The 15,216-nt window shown below is 71.9% G+C and carries 18 protein-coding genes; 8 read left to right on the forward strand and 10 right to left on the reverse strand.

What is annotated here, in order from left to right; all coding sequences use genetic code 11:
* Positions 1 to 8: 8 nt before the first annotated feature.
* Positions 9 to 158 carry a hypothetical protein gene (locus ACIQMV_RS36855; protein ID WP_402597444.1) on the reverse strand — a complete coding sequence of 50 codons (150 nt, stop codon included), beginning with the start codon at positions 156 to 158 and terminating at the stop codon, positions 9 to 11.
* A 217-nt stretch (positions 159 to 375) separates the two neighbouring features.
* On the opposite strand from ACIQMV_RS36855, the gene ACIQMV_RS36860 reads away from it, so the two are divergent.
* On the forward strand, positions 376 to 558 hold the full coding sequence (locus tag ACIQMV_RS36860) for a hypothetical protein (RefSeq protein ID WP_402597445.1): 183 nt from the start codon (positions 376 to 378) through the stop codon (positions 556 to 558).
* 978 nt (positions 559 to 1,536) lie between these two features.
* Here the strand turns inward: ACIQMV_RS36860 and ACIQMV_RS36865 are convergent.
* Positions 1,537 to 2,502: a pirin family protein gene (locus tag ACIQMV_RS36865; protein ID WP_402597446.1), complete on the reverse strand. Its 966-nt coding sequence runs from the start codon at positions 2,500 to 2,502 to the stop codon at positions 1,537 to 1,539.
* Positions 2,503 to 2,667: 165 nt separating this feature from the next.
* On the opposite strand from ACIQMV_RS36865, the gene ACIQMV_RS36870 reads away from it, so the two are divergent.
* Positions 2,668 to 3,021: a M48 family metallopeptidase gene (locus ACIQMV_RS36870; RefSeq protein WP_141355808.1), complete on the forward strand. Its 354-nt coding sequence runs from the start codon at positions 2,668 to 2,670 to the stop codon at positions 3,019 to 3,021.
* A 4-nt stretch (positions 3,022 to 3,025) separates the two neighbouring features.
* On the opposite strand, the gene ACIQMV_RS36875 is transcribed toward ACIQMV_RS36870, so the two are convergent.
* Positions 3,026 to 3,955, reverse strand: coding sequence for a M56 family metallopeptidase (locus tag ACIQMV_RS36875; RefSeq protein WP_402597447.1), 930 nt, complete (start codon positions 3,953 to 3,955; stop codon positions 3,026 to 3,028).
* Positions 3,956 to 3,961: 6 nt separating this feature from the next.
* A complete protein-coding gene (locus tag ACIQMV_RS36880) occupies positions 3,962 to 4,396 on the reverse strand; it encodes a BlaI/MecI/CopY family transcriptional regulator (RefSeq protein ID WP_402597448.1) in 435 nt (144 codons plus the stop codon).
* A 210-nt stretch (positions 4,397 to 4,606) separates the two neighbouring features.
* Here ACIQMV_RS36880 and ACIQMV_RS36885 point away from each other — a divergent pair, with 210 nt between their 5' ends.
* The gene (locus ACIQMV_RS36885) at positions 4,607 to 5,251 is read left to right on the forward strand and encodes a peptide deformylase (protein ID WP_402597449.1); all 645 of its coding nucleotides are present in this window, start codon (positions 4,607 to 4,609) and stop codon (positions 5,249 to 5,251) included.
* A gap of 67 nt (positions 5,252 to 5,318) precedes the next feature.
* On the opposite strand, the gene ACIQMV_RS36890 is transcribed toward ACIQMV_RS36885, so the two are convergent.
* Positions 5,319 to 6,749 carry a dihydrolipoyl dehydrogenase family protein gene (locus ACIQMV_RS36890; protein ID WP_402597450.1) on the reverse strand — a complete coding sequence of 477 codons (1,431 nt, stop codon included), beginning with the start codon at positions 6,747 to 6,749 and terminating at the stop codon, positions 5,319 to 5,321.
* A 140-nt stretch (positions 6,750 to 6,889) separates the two neighbouring features.
* Here ACIQMV_RS36890 and trxA point away from each other — a divergent pair, with 140 nt between their 5' ends.
* The gene (gene trxA / locus ACIQMV_RS36895) at positions 6,890 to 7,261 is read left to right on the forward strand and encodes a thioredoxin (RefSeq protein ID WP_141355818.1); all 372 of its coding nucleotides are present in this window, start codon (positions 6,890 to 6,892) and stop codon (positions 7,259 to 7,261) included.
* Positions 7,262 to 7,439: 178 nt separating this feature from the next.
* On the opposite strand, the gene ACIQMV_RS36900 is transcribed toward trxA, so the two are convergent.
* Together ACIQMV_RS36900 and ACIQMV_RS36905 are read right to left on the reverse strand one after the other, a co-directional pair.
* Positions 7,440 to 8,474, reverse strand: a complete 1,035-nt coding sequence (locus tag ACIQMV_RS36900) for a LacI family DNA-binding transcriptional regulator (protein WP_402597451.1) — start codon at positions 8,472 to 8,474, stop codon at positions 7,440 to 7,442.
* A 564-nt stretch (positions 8,475 to 9,038) separates the two neighbouring features.
* On the reverse strand, positions 9,039 to 9,728 hold the full coding sequence (locus tag ACIQMV_RS36905; RefSeq protein WP_253265991.1) for a TetR/AcrR family transcriptional regulator: 690 nt from the start codon (positions 9,726 to 9,728) through the stop codon (positions 9,039 to 9,041).
* A 121-nt stretch (positions 9,729 to 9,849) separates the two neighbouring features.
* Between ACIQMV_RS36905 and ACIQMV_RS36910 the strand changes: the two genes are divergently transcribed.
* The gene (locus ACIQMV_RS36910; RefSeq protein ID WP_401781828.1) at positions 9,850 to 10,413 is read left to right on the forward strand and encodes an NAD(P)H-dependent oxidoreductase; all 564 of its coding nucleotides are present in this window, start codon (positions 9,850 to 9,852) and stop codon (positions 10,411 to 10,413) included.
* A 92-nt stretch (positions 10,414 to 10,505) separates the two neighbouring features.
* Here ACIQMV_RS36910 and ACIQMV_RS36915 read toward each other — a convergent pair whose 3' ends face one another.
* A complete protein-coding gene (locus tag ACIQMV_RS36915) occupies positions 10,506 to 11,210 on the reverse strand; it encodes a PASTA domain-containing protein (RefSeq protein WP_402597452.1) in 705 nt (234 codons plus the stop codon).
* A gap of 331 nt (positions 11,211 to 11,541) precedes the next feature.
* On the opposite strand from ACIQMV_RS36915, the gene ACIQMV_RS36920 reads away from it, so the two are divergent.
* Positions 11,542 to 11,910: a hypothetical protein gene (locus tag ACIQMV_RS36920; protein WP_402597453.1), complete on the forward strand. Its 369-nt coding sequence runs from the start codon at positions 11,542 to 11,544 to the stop codon at positions 11,908 to 11,910.
* A 3-nt stretch (positions 11,911 to 11,913) separates the two neighbouring features.
* Positions 11,914 to 13,113 carry a glutathionylspermidine synthase family protein gene (locus ACIQMV_RS36925; RefSeq protein ID WP_402597454.1) on the forward strand — a complete coding sequence of 400 codons (1,200 nt, stop codon included), beginning with the start codon at positions 11,914 to 11,916 and terminating at the stop codon, positions 13,111 to 13,113.
* A 91-nt stretch (positions 13,114 to 13,204) separates the two neighbouring features.
* Here the strand turns inward: ACIQMV_RS36925 and ACIQMV_RS36930 are convergent, their stop codons facing one another.
* The gene (locus ACIQMV_RS36930; protein ID WP_402597455.1) at positions 13,205 to 13,642 is read right to left on the reverse strand and encodes a hypothetical protein; all 438 of its coding nucleotides are present in this window, start codon (positions 13,640 to 13,642) and stop codon (positions 13,205 to 13,207) included.
* A 226-nt stretch (positions 13,643 to 13,868) separates the two neighbouring features.
* Entirely contained in the window at positions 13,869 to 14,552 is a 684-nt protein-coding gene (locus ACIQMV_RS36935; protein WP_402597456.1) for a helix-turn-helix transcriptional regulator, read from the reverse strand.
* Positions 14,553 to 14,697: 145 nt separating this feature from the next.
* Between ACIQMV_RS36935 and ACIQMV_RS36940 the strand changes: the two genes are divergently transcribed.
* Positions 14,698 to 15,111: a hypothetical protein gene (locus ACIQMV_RS36940; protein WP_141355835.1), complete on the forward strand. Its 414-nt coding sequence runs from the start codon at positions 14,698 to 14,700 to the stop codon at positions 15,109 to 15,111.
* Positions 15,112 to 15,216 lie beyond the last annotated feature (105 nt).

The following is a 15,216-nucleotide window of genomic DNA, read 5'->3' on the forward strand; positions in this document are numbered from 1 at the left end:
GCGTTTCGTTATCTGGCCTGGTCAGAGACGTCGCCCTCAATGGCGATCGCAGTGAGATCCGAACCAGGCAGCAGCAGCTTCAGCGCCTGCCGAGCCGCCCAGTGACAGTGGAACTGATCAACGTCACGGCTGACACGCAGAAGATCGGTGTCAGGCATGCCCACTCCCGACGGACATCAGAGCGACGGAATGGGGCGTCCGAGACTCGGTTCGTCGAGTGCTGCGGAGGATCGCCTCCGCGGGCCAGATCGTGCGAGTCGGTGAGGCGTATGACGTTCCTGACCGACAGCTGGCCTTCGCTCGCACTCCGACACCGACCGTGGCAGCCAAGTCGGGCAGGTTCCGTCGGTCGAGCGGCGGCTCGATGTGGAGCACGTGGTCGACGAAAGTCCGGGCGCCCACCGAGAGGAGCTACTCCGCGAAGTCGCGCGCTTCTTCGGGTGGACACGGCTGGGCCCTGATATCAGGGATGCGCTCACGAGCGATGTGGACGAGCTCGTCGCGAAGGCGACGGTCCGTGAAGCGGACGGTTTCCTGATGCCCGCGGATGGTGACTGACGACTCACGAATGGTGCCGCTCGGCGAGACTGTCGTCGAGCGGCCGTGGGTTGCGCTGCATCGACCCCAGGGGACGTGACCCCCCTCCCAACGAGTGCAATCGCAAAGTAGGCGCACCCTAGAAGCGTCACAGGAACACGGACCGCATGAAGCGCCAACCGCATCGTGCGCGCCAGCGCAGCCGATCTCAGACGAAGCCGCACCGGAGCGCTCCGATGCACTTCGTCGTCTCACGGCTCGGCTCAAAGTCCCGTCAGGACGGACCCCGGCGGGGCCTCGCCGTATCACTCGCCTATCACACAGCCATCGCCAACTGGGCGGCCCCTCCCGGACCAGAAGGCTCTGACCTGCTATTTCGTGCCCGCGCTGGACCGGCGTAGACGCCCCCGGACGGTCTCTACGACCTGTGCCATGTCGTACCGCAGGACTCGCACGCCAACACCACAGATCACGGACCAAGATTCGGACAAGGTGCGGACCAACTCGGCTCAGCAGCAGACGATTCCACCCTTTGCCGCGGTCAGAGGCGACGGTGAGCGTGTACCACCAGCAGACGAAGAATCTGCTGGGAGCACTCCACCACGACACCCCCTCCAAGGAGCAGTGCCAAGAGCGCTCACGCCTACGGCCGCTCACACCTTGTCGAATTCCCACAAACTGACAGGCCGAGCACTGAGTTCCCGCACCGAAGTGTGAATCAGCCACCTGCCAGGTCAGCATCCGTGCGGTGGTCACCCAAGCGGCGATGACCACTACACCGCCGCGAAGGCACGACGCGAACATCTGATGACTCATCAGTAGGGTTAGCAAGAGTCCTGCCACAGCTACCCACAGACGGACACACCGTGGAATTACCTAGCCCCACACATGGGACCTGCGGCACGTCCAGCCGCCCTCCCGCACGCGATGGAGGGACGAGAGGCAAGGCACGACGGCAAGTCGCCCACCCGTCACTAACCAATCAGTCGTTTTCGCAGGTCAACGCACCCTTCCCCGTGGTTTCAAGGGGACCGGCGGGAGCTCCGGAGCGGGCAGCGGAGCCCCGTCGTACCCCTTCACTTCCCCGAACCGTGACCCTTCCATCCAGTCATGACGGGCCTGCGCGATCTCCTCCTGCGACCGTCCGATCCAGTTCCAGAACATGATCAGTTCCTCCTCGAACGGCTCGCCGCCCAGGAGCATCAGGCCCGCGTCCGACTCTGCGCGCAGGGGAAGTCCGGTGCGGCCGCAGCCCAGGTAGAGCATCGAGCCGGGCAGGACGGGTACGCCGTCGACGTGGGTCTCGCCGGACATGGAGAGCACGGCGTACTCGAAGTCCGGGTCCAGCGGGAGGCGTACGTCGGCGCCGTGGGTCAGGGTCAGGTCGGCGCCCGTGATCGGGGTGTACGCCGTGCCCGGCGAGGTCGCGCCGTCGAGGTCGCCCAGGATCAGGGTGGCCTCGAGGCCGGGGGCGGTGACCGTCGGCAGTTCGGTGTGGTGCTCGAAGCGCGGGTCGGTGTGGCGGTGGGTGTCCGGGAGGGCGACCCACAGTTGCGCGCCGTGCAGGAAGCGGGCGTGCGACCTGGGGCTCTCCTCGGAGTGGCTGATGGCCCGGCCGGAGGTCATCAGACCCAGCTCGCCGGGGCGGATCGTCTGGAGGCTGCCCGTCGAGTCGCGGTGCAGCACCTCGCCGTCGTGCAGCCAGCTCACCGTCTGGAGGCCCATGTGCGGGTGCGGCGGGACCCGCATGCCGGGCTCGTCGGCGATGTCGTCGGGGCCGTAGTGATCGACGAAGCACCAGGCGCCCACCATGCGGCGGCCCAGGTTCGGCAGCAGCCGCCTCACCTCGGTGGACTCGCCGAGCTTGACGCGGCGAGGGCTGAGGAGTTCCCGTACGGGCTCCGCCACCACGAAGCCACGGCCGCCGCACACCGCGGGGACCGACTCGCGATCGAGATTGCTCATGGCGCCCAACCTAGCCCCATGGGGCGCTTGAAGCCCCCGCTCGCCGTCGTTCGCGGGCTTTCCCGGGCCTTCGCCGCCGACAACGGCAGCGTAGTGGAATATTCAACCAATCGTGCCTGTTGTTGCGGCCGGTGGCTCCGAACGAGGCACCTGAGGAGGTCAGTGGTGGACACGACGTACTACGAGCACGGAACCCCGGCGGAGCGCTGGGAGCGGGCGCAGATGTTCTTCGACGCCCGGGACTACGCCGCCGCGGCCCGCGTGCTGAACGGGCTGGTCGAGGAGGTGCCGGAGCAGACCGGCCCCCGGCTGCTGCTGGCGCGCGCCTACTACCACTCGGCCCAACTGCGCCGGGCCGAGACCGAGTTGCGCGTCATCGTCGAGCGCGACCCGGTGGAGCACTACGCCCGGCTGATGCTGGGCCGCACCCTCCAGCGGCAGGGCCGCCAGGACGAGGCCGAGACACACCTGCGCGTCGCCTCCGCCCTCGCGGGCGACTTCGGGGACCGGAGCGAATAGCCGGTCAGAGCGGCGCCGCCGGGTGGAGGAGCAGGAACAGGGTGACCGCGGAGTTCGCCGAGGACACCGCGGACACCACCGCACCGGCGGCGGCGCCCCACACGGCGGCGCCGACCGCCGTGAGGGCCGATGGCCAGGGCCGGCCCGCCGGTGCCGGCGCCAGCAGGGCGGCGACCCGGCGCGGCACCGGGCCCCCGGCGGTCACCGCGGCGAGGGTGGGCACGGGCGCGGCGGACGACAGCAGGGCCGCCTTGCCGATCGCCCGCGCGACCACGCGCCGGTCGCCGACCGCGCGGGCCGCGTCCTCGTCGGCCCAGCGCTCGGCGGTGTAGACGACGGCGGACCGCAGCGGCCGCAGGAAGGGGTTGGCGCAGGCCGCCAGGTGGACGGTGAGCAGGTGACGGTGGTGGCGGGCCGCCAGGTGGGCGCGTTCGTGCGCGAACAGGGCCCGCCGCTCGTCCGGGGCGAGGCCGTCCAGAAGTGCCGTGGTGACGACGATCCGGTCGTGACTGCCGGGCAGGGCGTAGGCGTAGGGCGTGGTGTCGGGCAGGACCACGACGGGTGCGGCGCGCAGCCCGGTCAGGGCCCGGCGGGCGCGGCGGGCCACCCGCCGGTGACGCCACAGGGTGCGCCCGCAGGCCACCGCGACCAGTCCCAGGGCGGGGATCGCCGCACGGCCGGCGACCCGGTCGCGCGAGACGGCCGCCCTGAACTCGGGATCGGCCCACTCGTCCGGAACCGGGCTGCCGGTCAGCTGGGCGCTGCCGACGACCGTGAGCAGGGCGAGGCACAGCGTGCTGGATCCGCCCAGGACGGCGGCCACCCGGGTCAGCAGCCGGGTGGCCGTGCGCGGGTGCAGGCGCGGTGCGGCCAGGCGTGCGACGGGCCAGGCGGACAGCGGCAGCACCAGCGGCAGTAAGACGTAGAACCCCATGAGGCCTCAGTGTTCCGTACCGTCGTCCCTCGGGCGTCCCGCGCTGTCGGCGCTGTCGGCGTCGTCCGCGGCGGTGACCGTGTCCAGCAGTGCGCGCAGCACCTGCTCGTCGCCGGGCGGCAGCGTGGTGACGAAGCTGGTCAGCACCGCCTCGCGGTCCCGTTCGCCGTCCAGCAACCGGCGCATCCGGAGCGCCGCGAGGCGGGCGACGTCCGCGGTCGGGGTCCACACGAAGGAGCGGCCCCGGCGCTCGCGGGAGACGACGTCCTTGGCGAGCAGCCTGGTCAGGATGGTGACCACGGTGGTGTAGGCGAGATCGCCGCCGAGCCGCTGCTGCACCCAGGCCGCGGTGACCGGGCCGTCCGCCTCGCGGAGCGCGCCGAGTACCTGGCTCTCCAGTTCACCCTGCCCGCGCCGGGCACGCCCGTGTGGTGTCGTCATGTGCGTCTCCCTCCGGCGTCGGCGTGTCGCACCACGCTACTTCACACCGGAGGCGCTGCCGGGGGTGCTGCACGCCGGTTCCCGCACGCCCCGCGGAAACCGGCCCGTCCTCACCCGCTCAGGACGCACCGGCGCCGGTTACGCGCCAGGTTGGTGGCCTGCCTGCGCCAGGCGGACCGGGCCGAGCGAGCGCCGTGGCATCCTGACGTGATGGCTTCCCCCCGTGCGCGTACATCCCTGGCCGAGCAGGTCGAGGAACTCCTCGCCGACGACGGCCCGTTGCCCATCGTCGTTGCCGGCGACCCGGTGTTGCGGCGCGCCGCCGAGCCGTTCGACGGCCAGCTGGAGCCCGAGCTGCTGGCCTGCCTCATTCGGGCGATGCGCCTGACCATGCACGCGGCGCCGGGCGTGGGACTGGCCGCGCCGCAGGTCGGGGTGGGGCTGCGGATCGCGGTCGTGGAGGACCCGGCACCGGTGCCGGACGAGGTGCGAGTGGCGCGCGGACGGGTACCGCTCCCCTTCCGCGTGCTGGTCAATCCGTCCTACGAGGCCGTCGGCACCGCGCGCGCCGCGTTCTACGAGGGCTGCCTGAGCGTCCCTGGCTGGCAGGCCGTGGTGGCACGGCACGCCGAGGTGCGCCTGCGGGCCCTGGACGAGCACGGGCGCGCGGTGGACGAGGTGCTCTCGGGCTGGCCCGCCCGGATCGTCCAGCACGAGACCGACCACCTCGGCGGCACCCTCTACCTCGACCGCGCCGAACTCCGTTCCCTCTCCTCCAGCGACGCGATGACGCGCCGCTGGACCCAGCCGACCCCGGCGGAGGCCGCGCGGGCGCTCGGCTTCGAGTTGCCGTAGGCGAGCGCCGGCGCACCGGCCCCGCGGGAACTGCCGGAACAGCCGGGGCGGTTCCCGGGGCGCGTGGTCAGCCCCGGTAGGCCTCCAGCAGGCGGAGCCACACCTCGCTGATCGTCGGGTAGGACGGGACCGCGTGCCACAGGCGGCTGATCGGAACCTGGCCGGCGACGGCGACGGACGCCGAGTGGAGCAGTTCGCCGACGCCGGGGCCGACGAAAGTGACACCGCGCAGGGTCTCTGCGTCGAGGTCGACGACCATGCGGGCGCGGCCGCGGTACCCGTCGCCGTACAGGCCGGCCCCGGCGACCGAGGAGAGGTCGACGTCGACGGCCCGGACGCGGTGCCCGGCCTGTTCGGCTTCGGCCAGGGACAGGCCCACGGCCGCGGCCTCCGGATCGGTGAAGACGACCTGTGGTACGGCGTGGTGGTCGGCGGTGGCGGCGTGCGCGCCCCACGGGTCCGTCTCCAGCAGGGGCACACCGGCCGCACGGGCGCCGATCGTGTCGCCCGCGATCCGGGCCTGGTACTTGCCCTGGTGGGTGAGGAGCGCGCGGTGGTTCACGTCGCCGCACGCGTACAGCCAGGTGCTGCCGAGCACGCGCAGGCTGTCGTCGACCGGCAGCCAGGAGCCGGGCTCCATGCCCACCGTCTCCAGGCCGACGTCGTCGGTGCGCGGCGCGCGCCCGGTGGCGAAGAGGATCTCGTCCGCCTCGACACGGTCGCCGTTGCCGGTGACGGCCACGACGGTGCCGTTCTCGCGGGCGACCGACTCCACCGCGGTGCCGGTGCGGATGTCGGCGCCCGCCTCCGTGAGGGCGTCGGCGACCAGTTCGCCGGCGAAGGGTTCCATGCGCGGCAGCAGCCCCTTGCCGCGGACCAGGACGGTGACCTGTGCGCCGAGCGCCTGGTAGACGGTGGCCATCTCGGTGGCGACGACACCGCCGCCCACGATGATCAGCCGCTCGGGCACCTGTTCGGAGCTGGTGGCCTCGCGGCTGGTCCACGGCTTGACGGCGTCGAGCCCGGGAAGCTCCGGCAGCCGGGCGCGGGTTCCGGTGCAGACGGCGACGGCGTGCCGGGCGGTCAGCGTCCTGCGCGTGCCGTCGGGGCCGTCGACCGTGACCGTACGCGGACCGGCCAGCCGGCCGTGCCCGCGGTGGAGGTCGGCGCCGATGCTGTCCAGCCACCGCACCTGGCCGTCGTCGTGCCAGTGCGAGGTGTACACGTCCCGGCGGGCGAGGACCGCGGTGGCGTCGAGAGGGCCGCGCACCGCCTGGCTCAGACCCGGCAGACGGCGGGCGTCGGCGCGGGCGATGACCGGGCGCAGCAGGGCCTTGCTCGGCATGCACGCCCAGTACGAGCACTCGCCGCCGACCAGTTCGCTCTCCACGATCGCGGTGGACAGGCCGGCCGCCCGGGTGCGGTCGGCCACGTTCTCCCCCACGGGTCCGGCGCCCAGCACCACGACGTCGTACGCGATGGTTTCCGTTTCGGTCATGGGGTCAGTCTGGTGGGTGGTGTGCGCCCTGGCCACACGGGTACGTGCGCGGAATACCCGTAGGGTCGGCCGTGTTGTGCCCACGGCTTCGCCCCACGCCGGTAAGCCGACACCAGGAAGCACCAGGAAGAGGGATACGCATGACCAGCACCGTGGAGCTGACCAAGGAGAACTTCGACCAGACGGTCACGGACAACGAATTCGTCCTCATCGACTTCTGGGCGTCCTGGTGCGGACCGTGCCGTCAGTTCGCCCCCGTCTACGAGAAGGCGGCCGAGGACAACCCGGACCTGGTGTTCGGCAAGGTGGACACCGAGGCCCAGCCGGAACTGGCGGCGGCCTTCGGCATCCAGTCCATTCCGACGCTGATGATCGTCCGTGACCAGGTCGCCGTGTTCGCGCAGCCGGGTGCGCTGCCCGAGGCTGCTCTGGCGGACGTGATCGGCCAGGCCCGCAAGCTGGACATGGACGAGGTCCGCAAGTCGGTCGCCGAGCAGCAGAACGGTCAGTAGAAACGGTCCGTGGATCGGTTGGCGGATCGGACCGCGAGGTCTCGACGGGCTGCTTTCCGAGCGTGCCGGACGGTGGGTGCCCTCCCTGCGGGAGTGGCGCCCACCGCTTTGTCGTGGGGCCGGTCGGCCTGCCGCAGGTCGCTCGTACGGGCGTCGCGTGGGCCACGTGGACTCGCGGTCACGTGGACTCGCGGTGGACCACCGTCGCGCCCAGCACCGCGTGCCGCTCGGGCGGGGCGCCGGGGTCGCGAACGGCGCGGTCGACCAGTTCGGCGAGGTCGCGGCCGGAGGGCAGGTCGATGTGGACGGTACTCAGCCGGGGCCGCAGCAGCCGCCCGAGCATGAGGTCGTCGGCGCCGATCACGGCCGTCTCCTCGGGGATGCGCACGCCCCCGTCCTGCAAGGCGCGCATGAGCAGCATGGCGTACTCGTCGTTGTAGGCGAACACCGCGTCGAGGCCGAGGTCGCGCCAGCGGGCGGCCAGGCGGGCGGCGGACCGTTCGTCGTAGCCGAGGGGCAGTTCGGTCACGCTGCCGTCGGTGCCGTGCACGGCGCGCCGTACGCCGGCGAGCCGGGGCCGGGAGAACATGTCCAGTCCGCGTTCCTCGGGCACGACCACGCCGATACGGCGCCGGCCACGGGCGTACAGGTGGACACCGGCCCGGTGGCCGACGCTCTCGTGGTCCATGAGCAGCGCGTGGGCCCCCTCGACGGGCTCCGGGCCGAGGGTGACGACGGCACGCGCGCCGGAGCGTTTGAGCACCGAGACGCCTGCGGGTCCGAGCCCCACGCCGGACACCAGGACGGCGACCGGGCGCAATTCGGCCCAGGCCCGCGCCGCCTCGTCACCGGGCAGGCCCGCGGTGGCGTGCTGTACGACGGTGTAGTCGAGGAGGCCGAGCGCCCACTGGAGTTCTTCCAGGAAGCGGCTGTAGAGCGGGCCTGCCGGGATGGCCGGGGCGGGCATGAGGACCATACGGCTGTGCCCCGCGCGCAGGCTGCGCGCCGCCGCGTGCGGCACGTACCCGAGTTCCTCGGCGGCCTCGTGGACCCGGCGGCGGGTGGGCTCGCTGATGCGGACCGCTCTGGTGTTGTTCAGGACGTAGGAGACGGTCGCGCGCGAGACGCCGGCCAGTCGGGCCACGTCGGCGCTCGTGGGAACGGAGCGCGGAGCGGGCGACGGGGGCGCGGCGGGTTTGGGAATCTGCACCATGACGTACGGCATCTTGGCAGAAGCCGTGGACCGTCCGTCTGGTGAACTGCCCTATTCCATAGGGAAGTTGAAACGGCAACCGCCGCGGAGTGGGTACGCGGAGGGCGAGGGCGCGCAGGTCGCCCTGCCGGGCGGGGCAACCCTGCCGGGTGGCGTGCCAGGCCACGCCGTCTGTTCCATGGCCCGGGGGGTGGGCGAGGACCAGCGACGCCGGTGTCGGTGTCGGTGCCGATGTCGGCCCCGCGGCGCGGTCCCGGGGACATCGCCGCCGGCCTCACCGGGCCGGCCGGCGCGCGGCCCGCCCACATCGCCCGACCGGGTGGTGTCGAGGCGGCCGTGTGCGCGTACGGGAAGGCCGCTCGTGCGCGCAGGCCACGTACGGGAAAGCCGCCCGCTCGCAGACCGGCGGTCGGGAAAGCCCCCCGCTCGCAGACCGACGGACGGGAACGCCGTGCGTACGCGGCTCTTCCGCTCTTCGGTGCGAACACCACGCAAGCCCGCCGGAGGCCTTCGCCGGAAACACGCGCCGATCGCGGCCGAGCCGGCCGTACCGGCCCCCGGCTCTCAGCAGGCCGGCCCCGTGGAGGTGATCCGGGCGACCAGGTCGTGCCAGCCGGACTGCAACCGTTCCATCGGCATCTGGCACTGCCGGGTCAGGTGGTGGATGAGGGCGGGCTCGAGGTAGCCCATCAGCGTGTGGGCGAGGAGTTCGCTGTCCGCGTCCGGGGCCGCCTGCCGCAGCAGCATCGTCACATGGGCGTACTGGACCTGGCGGGCGGGTACGCCGAAGCGGCGGGCCGGGCCCGGATCGGCCGCCAGTTGCAGTTCCAGGTCGTCGGCCGCGCGGCGCAGCGCCACGCAGCCGAAGGCCCGCAGCCGATCGGCGGGCGGAGCGCCGGGGCCCATGGGCGGGGGCCCGCTGAGGAACGCGGCCTGGAACTTCCGCTCCGAGTGGTCCAGCAGGGCCCTGAGCAGGCCGGTGCGGTCGCCGAAGCGGCGGAAGACCGTCCCCTTGCCCACCTCGGCCGCCGCGGCGACCGCCTCCATCGTGACTCCGGCCGCGCCGTGCTCCGCGACCAGGCGCGCGGCGGCGTCCAACAGCCGCGCGCGGTTGCGGGCCGCGTCGGCCCGCAGGCAGGGCTCGTCCTCGCCGGTGCCGAAATCGAGCAACACCGGCTGCGCCAGCAGCTCCCGGGTCTCCTGAGGTTCTTGAGGCTCCTGGGGCTTCGGAAAGGGCGGCAGGGGGCGGGACATGAAGACAGCGTAAGGCATCGGGAACAGAACTGGACCGCGGTCCGCTTATGGTGGTAGAAAAATAAACGGACCTCGGTCCGGATCTGTAACGCCATTGTGTCATCCCCCCTTGGAGTCCCCCATGTCTGTTCGCATCCTCGCGCTCGTCGGCAGCCTCCGCGCCGGTTCGCACAACCGCCAGCTCGCCGAGGCCGCAATCAAGCTCGCCCCCGCGGGCGCCGAGGTCGAGCTGTTCGAGGGCCTGGCCGACGTCCCGTTCTACAACGAGGACATCGACGTCGAGGGCAGTGTGCCGGCCGCCGCCGCCAAGCTGCGTGAGGTCGCTGGTACCGCCGACGCCTTCCTGCTGTTCTCCCCCGAGTACAACGGCACCATCCCGGCCGTCCTGAAGAACGCCATCGACTGGCTGTCCCGCCCGTTCGGCGCCGGTGCCTTCGTGGGCAAGCCCGTCGCCGTCATCGGCACCGCCTTCGGCCAGTACGGCGGCGTGTGGGCGCAGGACGACACCCGCAAGGCCGTGGGCATCGCCGGCGGCAAGGTGATCGAGGACATCAAGCTCTCCATCCCCGGCTCCGTGACCCGCTTCGCCGAGACCCACCCGGTCAACGACGCCGAGGTCGCCGCCCAGCTCACCGAGGTCGTCGCGCGCCTGCACGGCCACACCGACGACGTGGCTGCCGCCTGAGCACCCCGGAAGGGGCCGGCGCCCAGTGGGCGCCGGCCCCTTCCGGCTTTCCGCTCGGTTCCGCGACCGAGTCCCGCCCTCCGTGCCGGTGCCTACGGGCAGGATTCCCCGAACTTGACCGCCGTGAAGGACACCGGCTGTCCCTTCAGCTCGGTACCAGGGCCCGGAGTCTGCGAGCACACCTGCCAGTTGCTCTCCACCAGCACCCACCGGTGGTCCGGCGACGCGTCCTTCACCGTGAGCGACGTGCTCGCGTCGAGCGCGGCGCGAGCCGCCTTCACCGACTTCCCCTTGAAGTCGGGCATCCTCCCGCCCTCGGCCGAGGGCGGAGCCTCGTCCTTCGCGGGACAGGACTCCTCCAGCTTGACCGCGCCGAAGTCCAGGGTCGTATCGGTCGAGACCGTCGTGCCCGCCGCCACGTTCTGGCTGCACACCTTCCAGTTCCGGTCGAACGCCTGCATCCGGCCGCGGCCCAGGGCGTCGTGCGACTTCAGCGAGTAGAAGCCCTGTTCCTGGGCGGCGTCCTGCGCGGACTGCAGCCCCATACCGACGAAGGCCGGCACCTTCTTCCGCTGGTCCCCTCCCGGCTTGCCGTCCTGCGTGGGCTCGCTGCCGTCCGAGGCGACGGGGGCCGACACCGAAGGAGTGGCGCCGCCCGGCGACTTGGTGCCGTCCGCGGGGTCACAGGCCACGAGGACGCCGGCCGCGGCACAGGTCAGAACAGCGGCGGCGAGACGAGTTCGCACGGATTCCCCCCAAGTAATGCTGGTACAGGCGAATAACGGTAGACCAATCATGAAAGAGAGGGGAAATCCACCGTCCGGTCCCGGACACCGGCCGTGCGGACAACGGCCCAGGCCACGCCCTGTTCCTCCGGCAACCCCCGTACGGCAAGCGGAACATGACTCCGCCGTTCTTACGCAAATACGCCAACGGTATGTTTGACAGGCCAAGTACCTGTACATGGCGAGGGACGGTCGGAATGAACGGGGCATGTCGACCTGTCGCGGGCGATTTCACGTCGCCTACGCGGCCTGGCCGTTCCCCGGTGACTCCGCCCGTCGCGACGCCGTATCGCGCGGCACACCACTGCCGCGGATCAGCAGACGTATCCGGAGGGATCTGTTCGTGACGAGTCAGCAGAGCACCAGTTCACGTCGCCGCTCCTTCGAGGTCTCGGTCGGCGCCGTGGGTGCGGTCGCGATGGCGATAGCCCTCAGCGGCTGCTCCAGCGGCCCGGACTACCAGGGCACATGCATGGACAGGCTGACCCAGAAACGCGTGACGGACCATCACTGCAACTCCGGTGGAGCCGGTGGGGCCGGTGGGGGCAGCTACGCCTGGTGGTACACCCCGCGGGGCAAGGACGTCCCCGCCGTCGGACAGAAGGTCGACCTCAGCAAGGGCAACGGCTCGTTCACCGCGCCGAAGTCCGGCAGCGTCGCCCGCGGCGGTTTCTCCGCCAAGGGCGGCAAGGCCGGATCGGTCGGCGGCTGATCCATGAGACGCGAACCCCGCACCCCGAGGGCCGACTGGGAGCAGACGGTCCTGCGGTCAGGCCTTCCGTTCCACACCGACGTACTGCCCGACGGCCGCACGTTGCCCTACTGGAACGAGAGCGCCGCCTACGTGCTCACCTCTCGCGAGGTGGACTACCTGGAGGACGTCACCGAGGAACTGCACGCGATGTGCGTGGCGGCGGCCCGGCACGTCCTGGAGAAGGGCGACGTCGAACGCCTCGGCATCGACCGCCGCTGGGCGAGACCCATGCTCGAGACCCTCGAGAACGAGTCGCCGAGCATCTACGGCAGGTTCGACTTCGCCTGGGACGGCACGGGCGACGCCAGGCTGTACGAGTACAACGGCGACGTTCCGGCGGCCCTCCTCGAAGCCGCCGTGCTGCAATGGCAGTGGCTGGAGGACGTGCACCCGGACCGCGACCAGTTCAACACGATCCACGAGCGCCTGGTGCGGACGTGGCAGCGACTGGCTCCGCGGCTGGGCGGCCAGGTCCACTTCGCGCACTCCGCCGACGAGCCCGACGAGGACATCATCACCACGGCGTACCTGCGGGACACGGCCGTCGAGGCGGGCCTTCCCACGGTGGGCCTGACGATGGAGGACATCGGCTGGCACAGCGGCATCCGGCGCTTCGTGGACCTGAGCGACGCACCCATCGACTCCTGCTTCAAGATGTATCCGTGGGACTGGGCGTTCGAGAGCGTCTACGCCCCGCAGTTGGAGGCCGGGCCCCGTTCGACGCACTGGCTCGAGCCGATGTGGAAGGCGCTGCTGTCCACCAAGGCGCTGCTGGCGGTGCTGTGGGAGCTGTACCCCGGCCACCCGAACCTCCTGCCGTCCTACCTCGACGGCCCCCGCGATCTGGCCGAATGGGTCGCCAAGCCCCTGTGGGGCTGGGAGGGTGCCTCGATCAAGGTCCGTTCCGCGGAGCACCACTTCGACCAGGCCGGCCCGTTCGACGACGGCCCGTTCCTGTTCCAGCAGTTCCACCGGCCGCCGTCCTTCGACGGCAACCACATGGTGATCGGCTCGTGGGTCATCGGCGGCAGGTCGGCCGGGATCGGCATCCGCGAATCCAACGAGATCGTCACCGACCGCCGGTCCCGTTTCGTTCCCCACCTCATCGACGCGCCGCGTTCCACTCCGGAGCAGGTCGCGCACTGGCTGCGGAACGGCTGACCGCGGCACGGCATGGGCGAGGCGCCCGTCCGGCCCGGCGGGAGGGCGGTGTGCCCGGGGACTCGCTTCCGTGGCCCCCCGGGGCCGCCGGTCACACCGCCAGCAGGCTGATGCCGAGGGCGATCAGGACGGCCACCTTGACGATCTCCAGGGCCACGTAGGCCAGGTGTCCGCGTGAGCGAGGCCGGTCCTCGCCGGCCTCTTCAGCCAGGACCAGGTCGGACCTGCGGTTGAGGCGGGGGCGTACGAAGGCCAACTGGGCGAGGAGCAGCATGGCGACGGCCGCGGTCAGCCCGGCGACGCCCGCCGGGGGCCCGCCCGCGGCGACGGCGGCGATCACCACGACGGCAAGGGCGGTCTCGACGAGGTTCAGCGCCCGGAAGACCAGCCGGCCGATGCCCAGTCCGATGGGGATGGTCACGCCGGGGGCCCGGAACTTCAACGGGGCCTCCAGGAAGGAAATGGCCAGCACCATGCCGAGCCAGACGAAGGTGACCGCACCCGCGAGGGCGGCCGCCGTGGTGTTCATCGATGTGTCGCCTTTCTGCGAGGTGTGCAGGAACTGCCGGGGTCTAAACCGGCGCCCGCCACGGCGCCGACCGGCACGCAAACCGCTGCTGTACCGGAGGCCGCGCGAGGTGCAGGCGCCGGGAGCGGGCCTCGAGCAGCCGCCGCGAGCGGGCCGCGTGCCGTGGCCGGGACCGGGGCCCCGGACGCCGGCGTCCGCCGAAGCGCGGCCTCCGCCGCCCTTCACGTCATCCGTCCGGCATCGCCCCGGCCGGGCGGGTGGCCAGGTGGGCCAGGCAGGAGTCGGGGGCCGCGAACGGTTCCAGGCCGGTCGCGACGAGCGGTGCACGCAGTTCGGCCAGCGCCCCCTGCATCAGGCCCAGATGGATCGGGCATACCAACTGGCCATGTTCCTCGGCGAGTTCGAGGAAGGGGCAGTGGCGCAGCCGGATCCGCTCCGGTGGTTCCCCGGCACCGCCGCCCTCGGGCTCCGGGGCGAAGCCCAGGTCGTCCAGGAGGGCGACGAGCCGGGCCGCCGCCCGCTCGGCCGTGGGCGGCGGCGAGGGCGGCAGCGGATCGACCAGGAAACCGCCCCAGGCGCGGCCCGCCTCCGTCGCGGCCTCCCGCGCCCCGGGACCCTGGGACGCCAGTTGCCCGAGCAGGATCTGCGCCAGGAGCCGGTAGCTGCGTGTGCCCCGGCGGTCCATGCCGGGCCGGGGGGCGTAGACGGTACGGGGGCGGCCGGGCCCCGAGGGTTCCTCGACCTGGCGTACGACGACGCCCTCGGCCACCAGGGCGTCGAGATGGAAGCGCACGGTGTTGGGGTGCAGCCCGATCCGCTCGGCCGCCTCCGCGACCCCCAGCGGCTCGGCCGCGGCCCGCAGCATGTCCAGCACCTCGCGTCGGCGGGGGCTCTCCCGTGGGGTGGTCACGTCCACTCAGCTCTTCTCACCCGAAGCTCTTCTCACCCGAAGTAATTTTCACGAATCCTACATGTAATAATCGTAGACCCGGACGCGGGCCCGGGGCATGACGGTCCCGGGAGGAACGGCCGTACCGGGGAATGAGGGGTGCACGATGACATCGCCTTCCGAGCACGGCACCGGACCGGGCGGCCCGGCGGAGCCGGAACCGCGGGTCCTGTGCGACGCCCGGGCGCTGGCCGACGCCCCGCCGGTACCGGGCGGCGTGCTGTGGAAGCTGGCGGAGTCCGGGCGCCAGCTCGACGCGAACGTCGTACGGCTGGCGCCCGGCACGGGCGTGGCGCCGCACCGCGAACCGGACCTGGACGTCCTGCTGTTCGTCGTCGCGGGCGATGGTGTGCTCGGCGCGGGCACCGGCGACGAGCCGCGGCAGCTGACGGAGGGCGCGGCGGTCTGGCTGCCGCACGGCTCCACCCGCAGCCTCACCGCCGGCCCGGACGGCCTGGCCTACCTCACCGTCCACCGGCGCCGTCCCGGCATGCGGATCCGCCCCCGTGACGGGGCTTGACGCGCACCCTCTAGTAGGGCTTGGTCATCTTCACTCGTGAGTGGCGTGTCTGTTGGTCGGCGGGTGGGGTTGGCATGGTGTGACACCTGAGGAGATGGTCGGGGT

Source organism: Streptomyces sp. NPDC091412 (genome assembly GCF_044756885.1).
GTDB lineage: Bacteria > Actinomycetota > Actinomycetes > Streptomycetales > Streptomycetaceae > Streptomyces.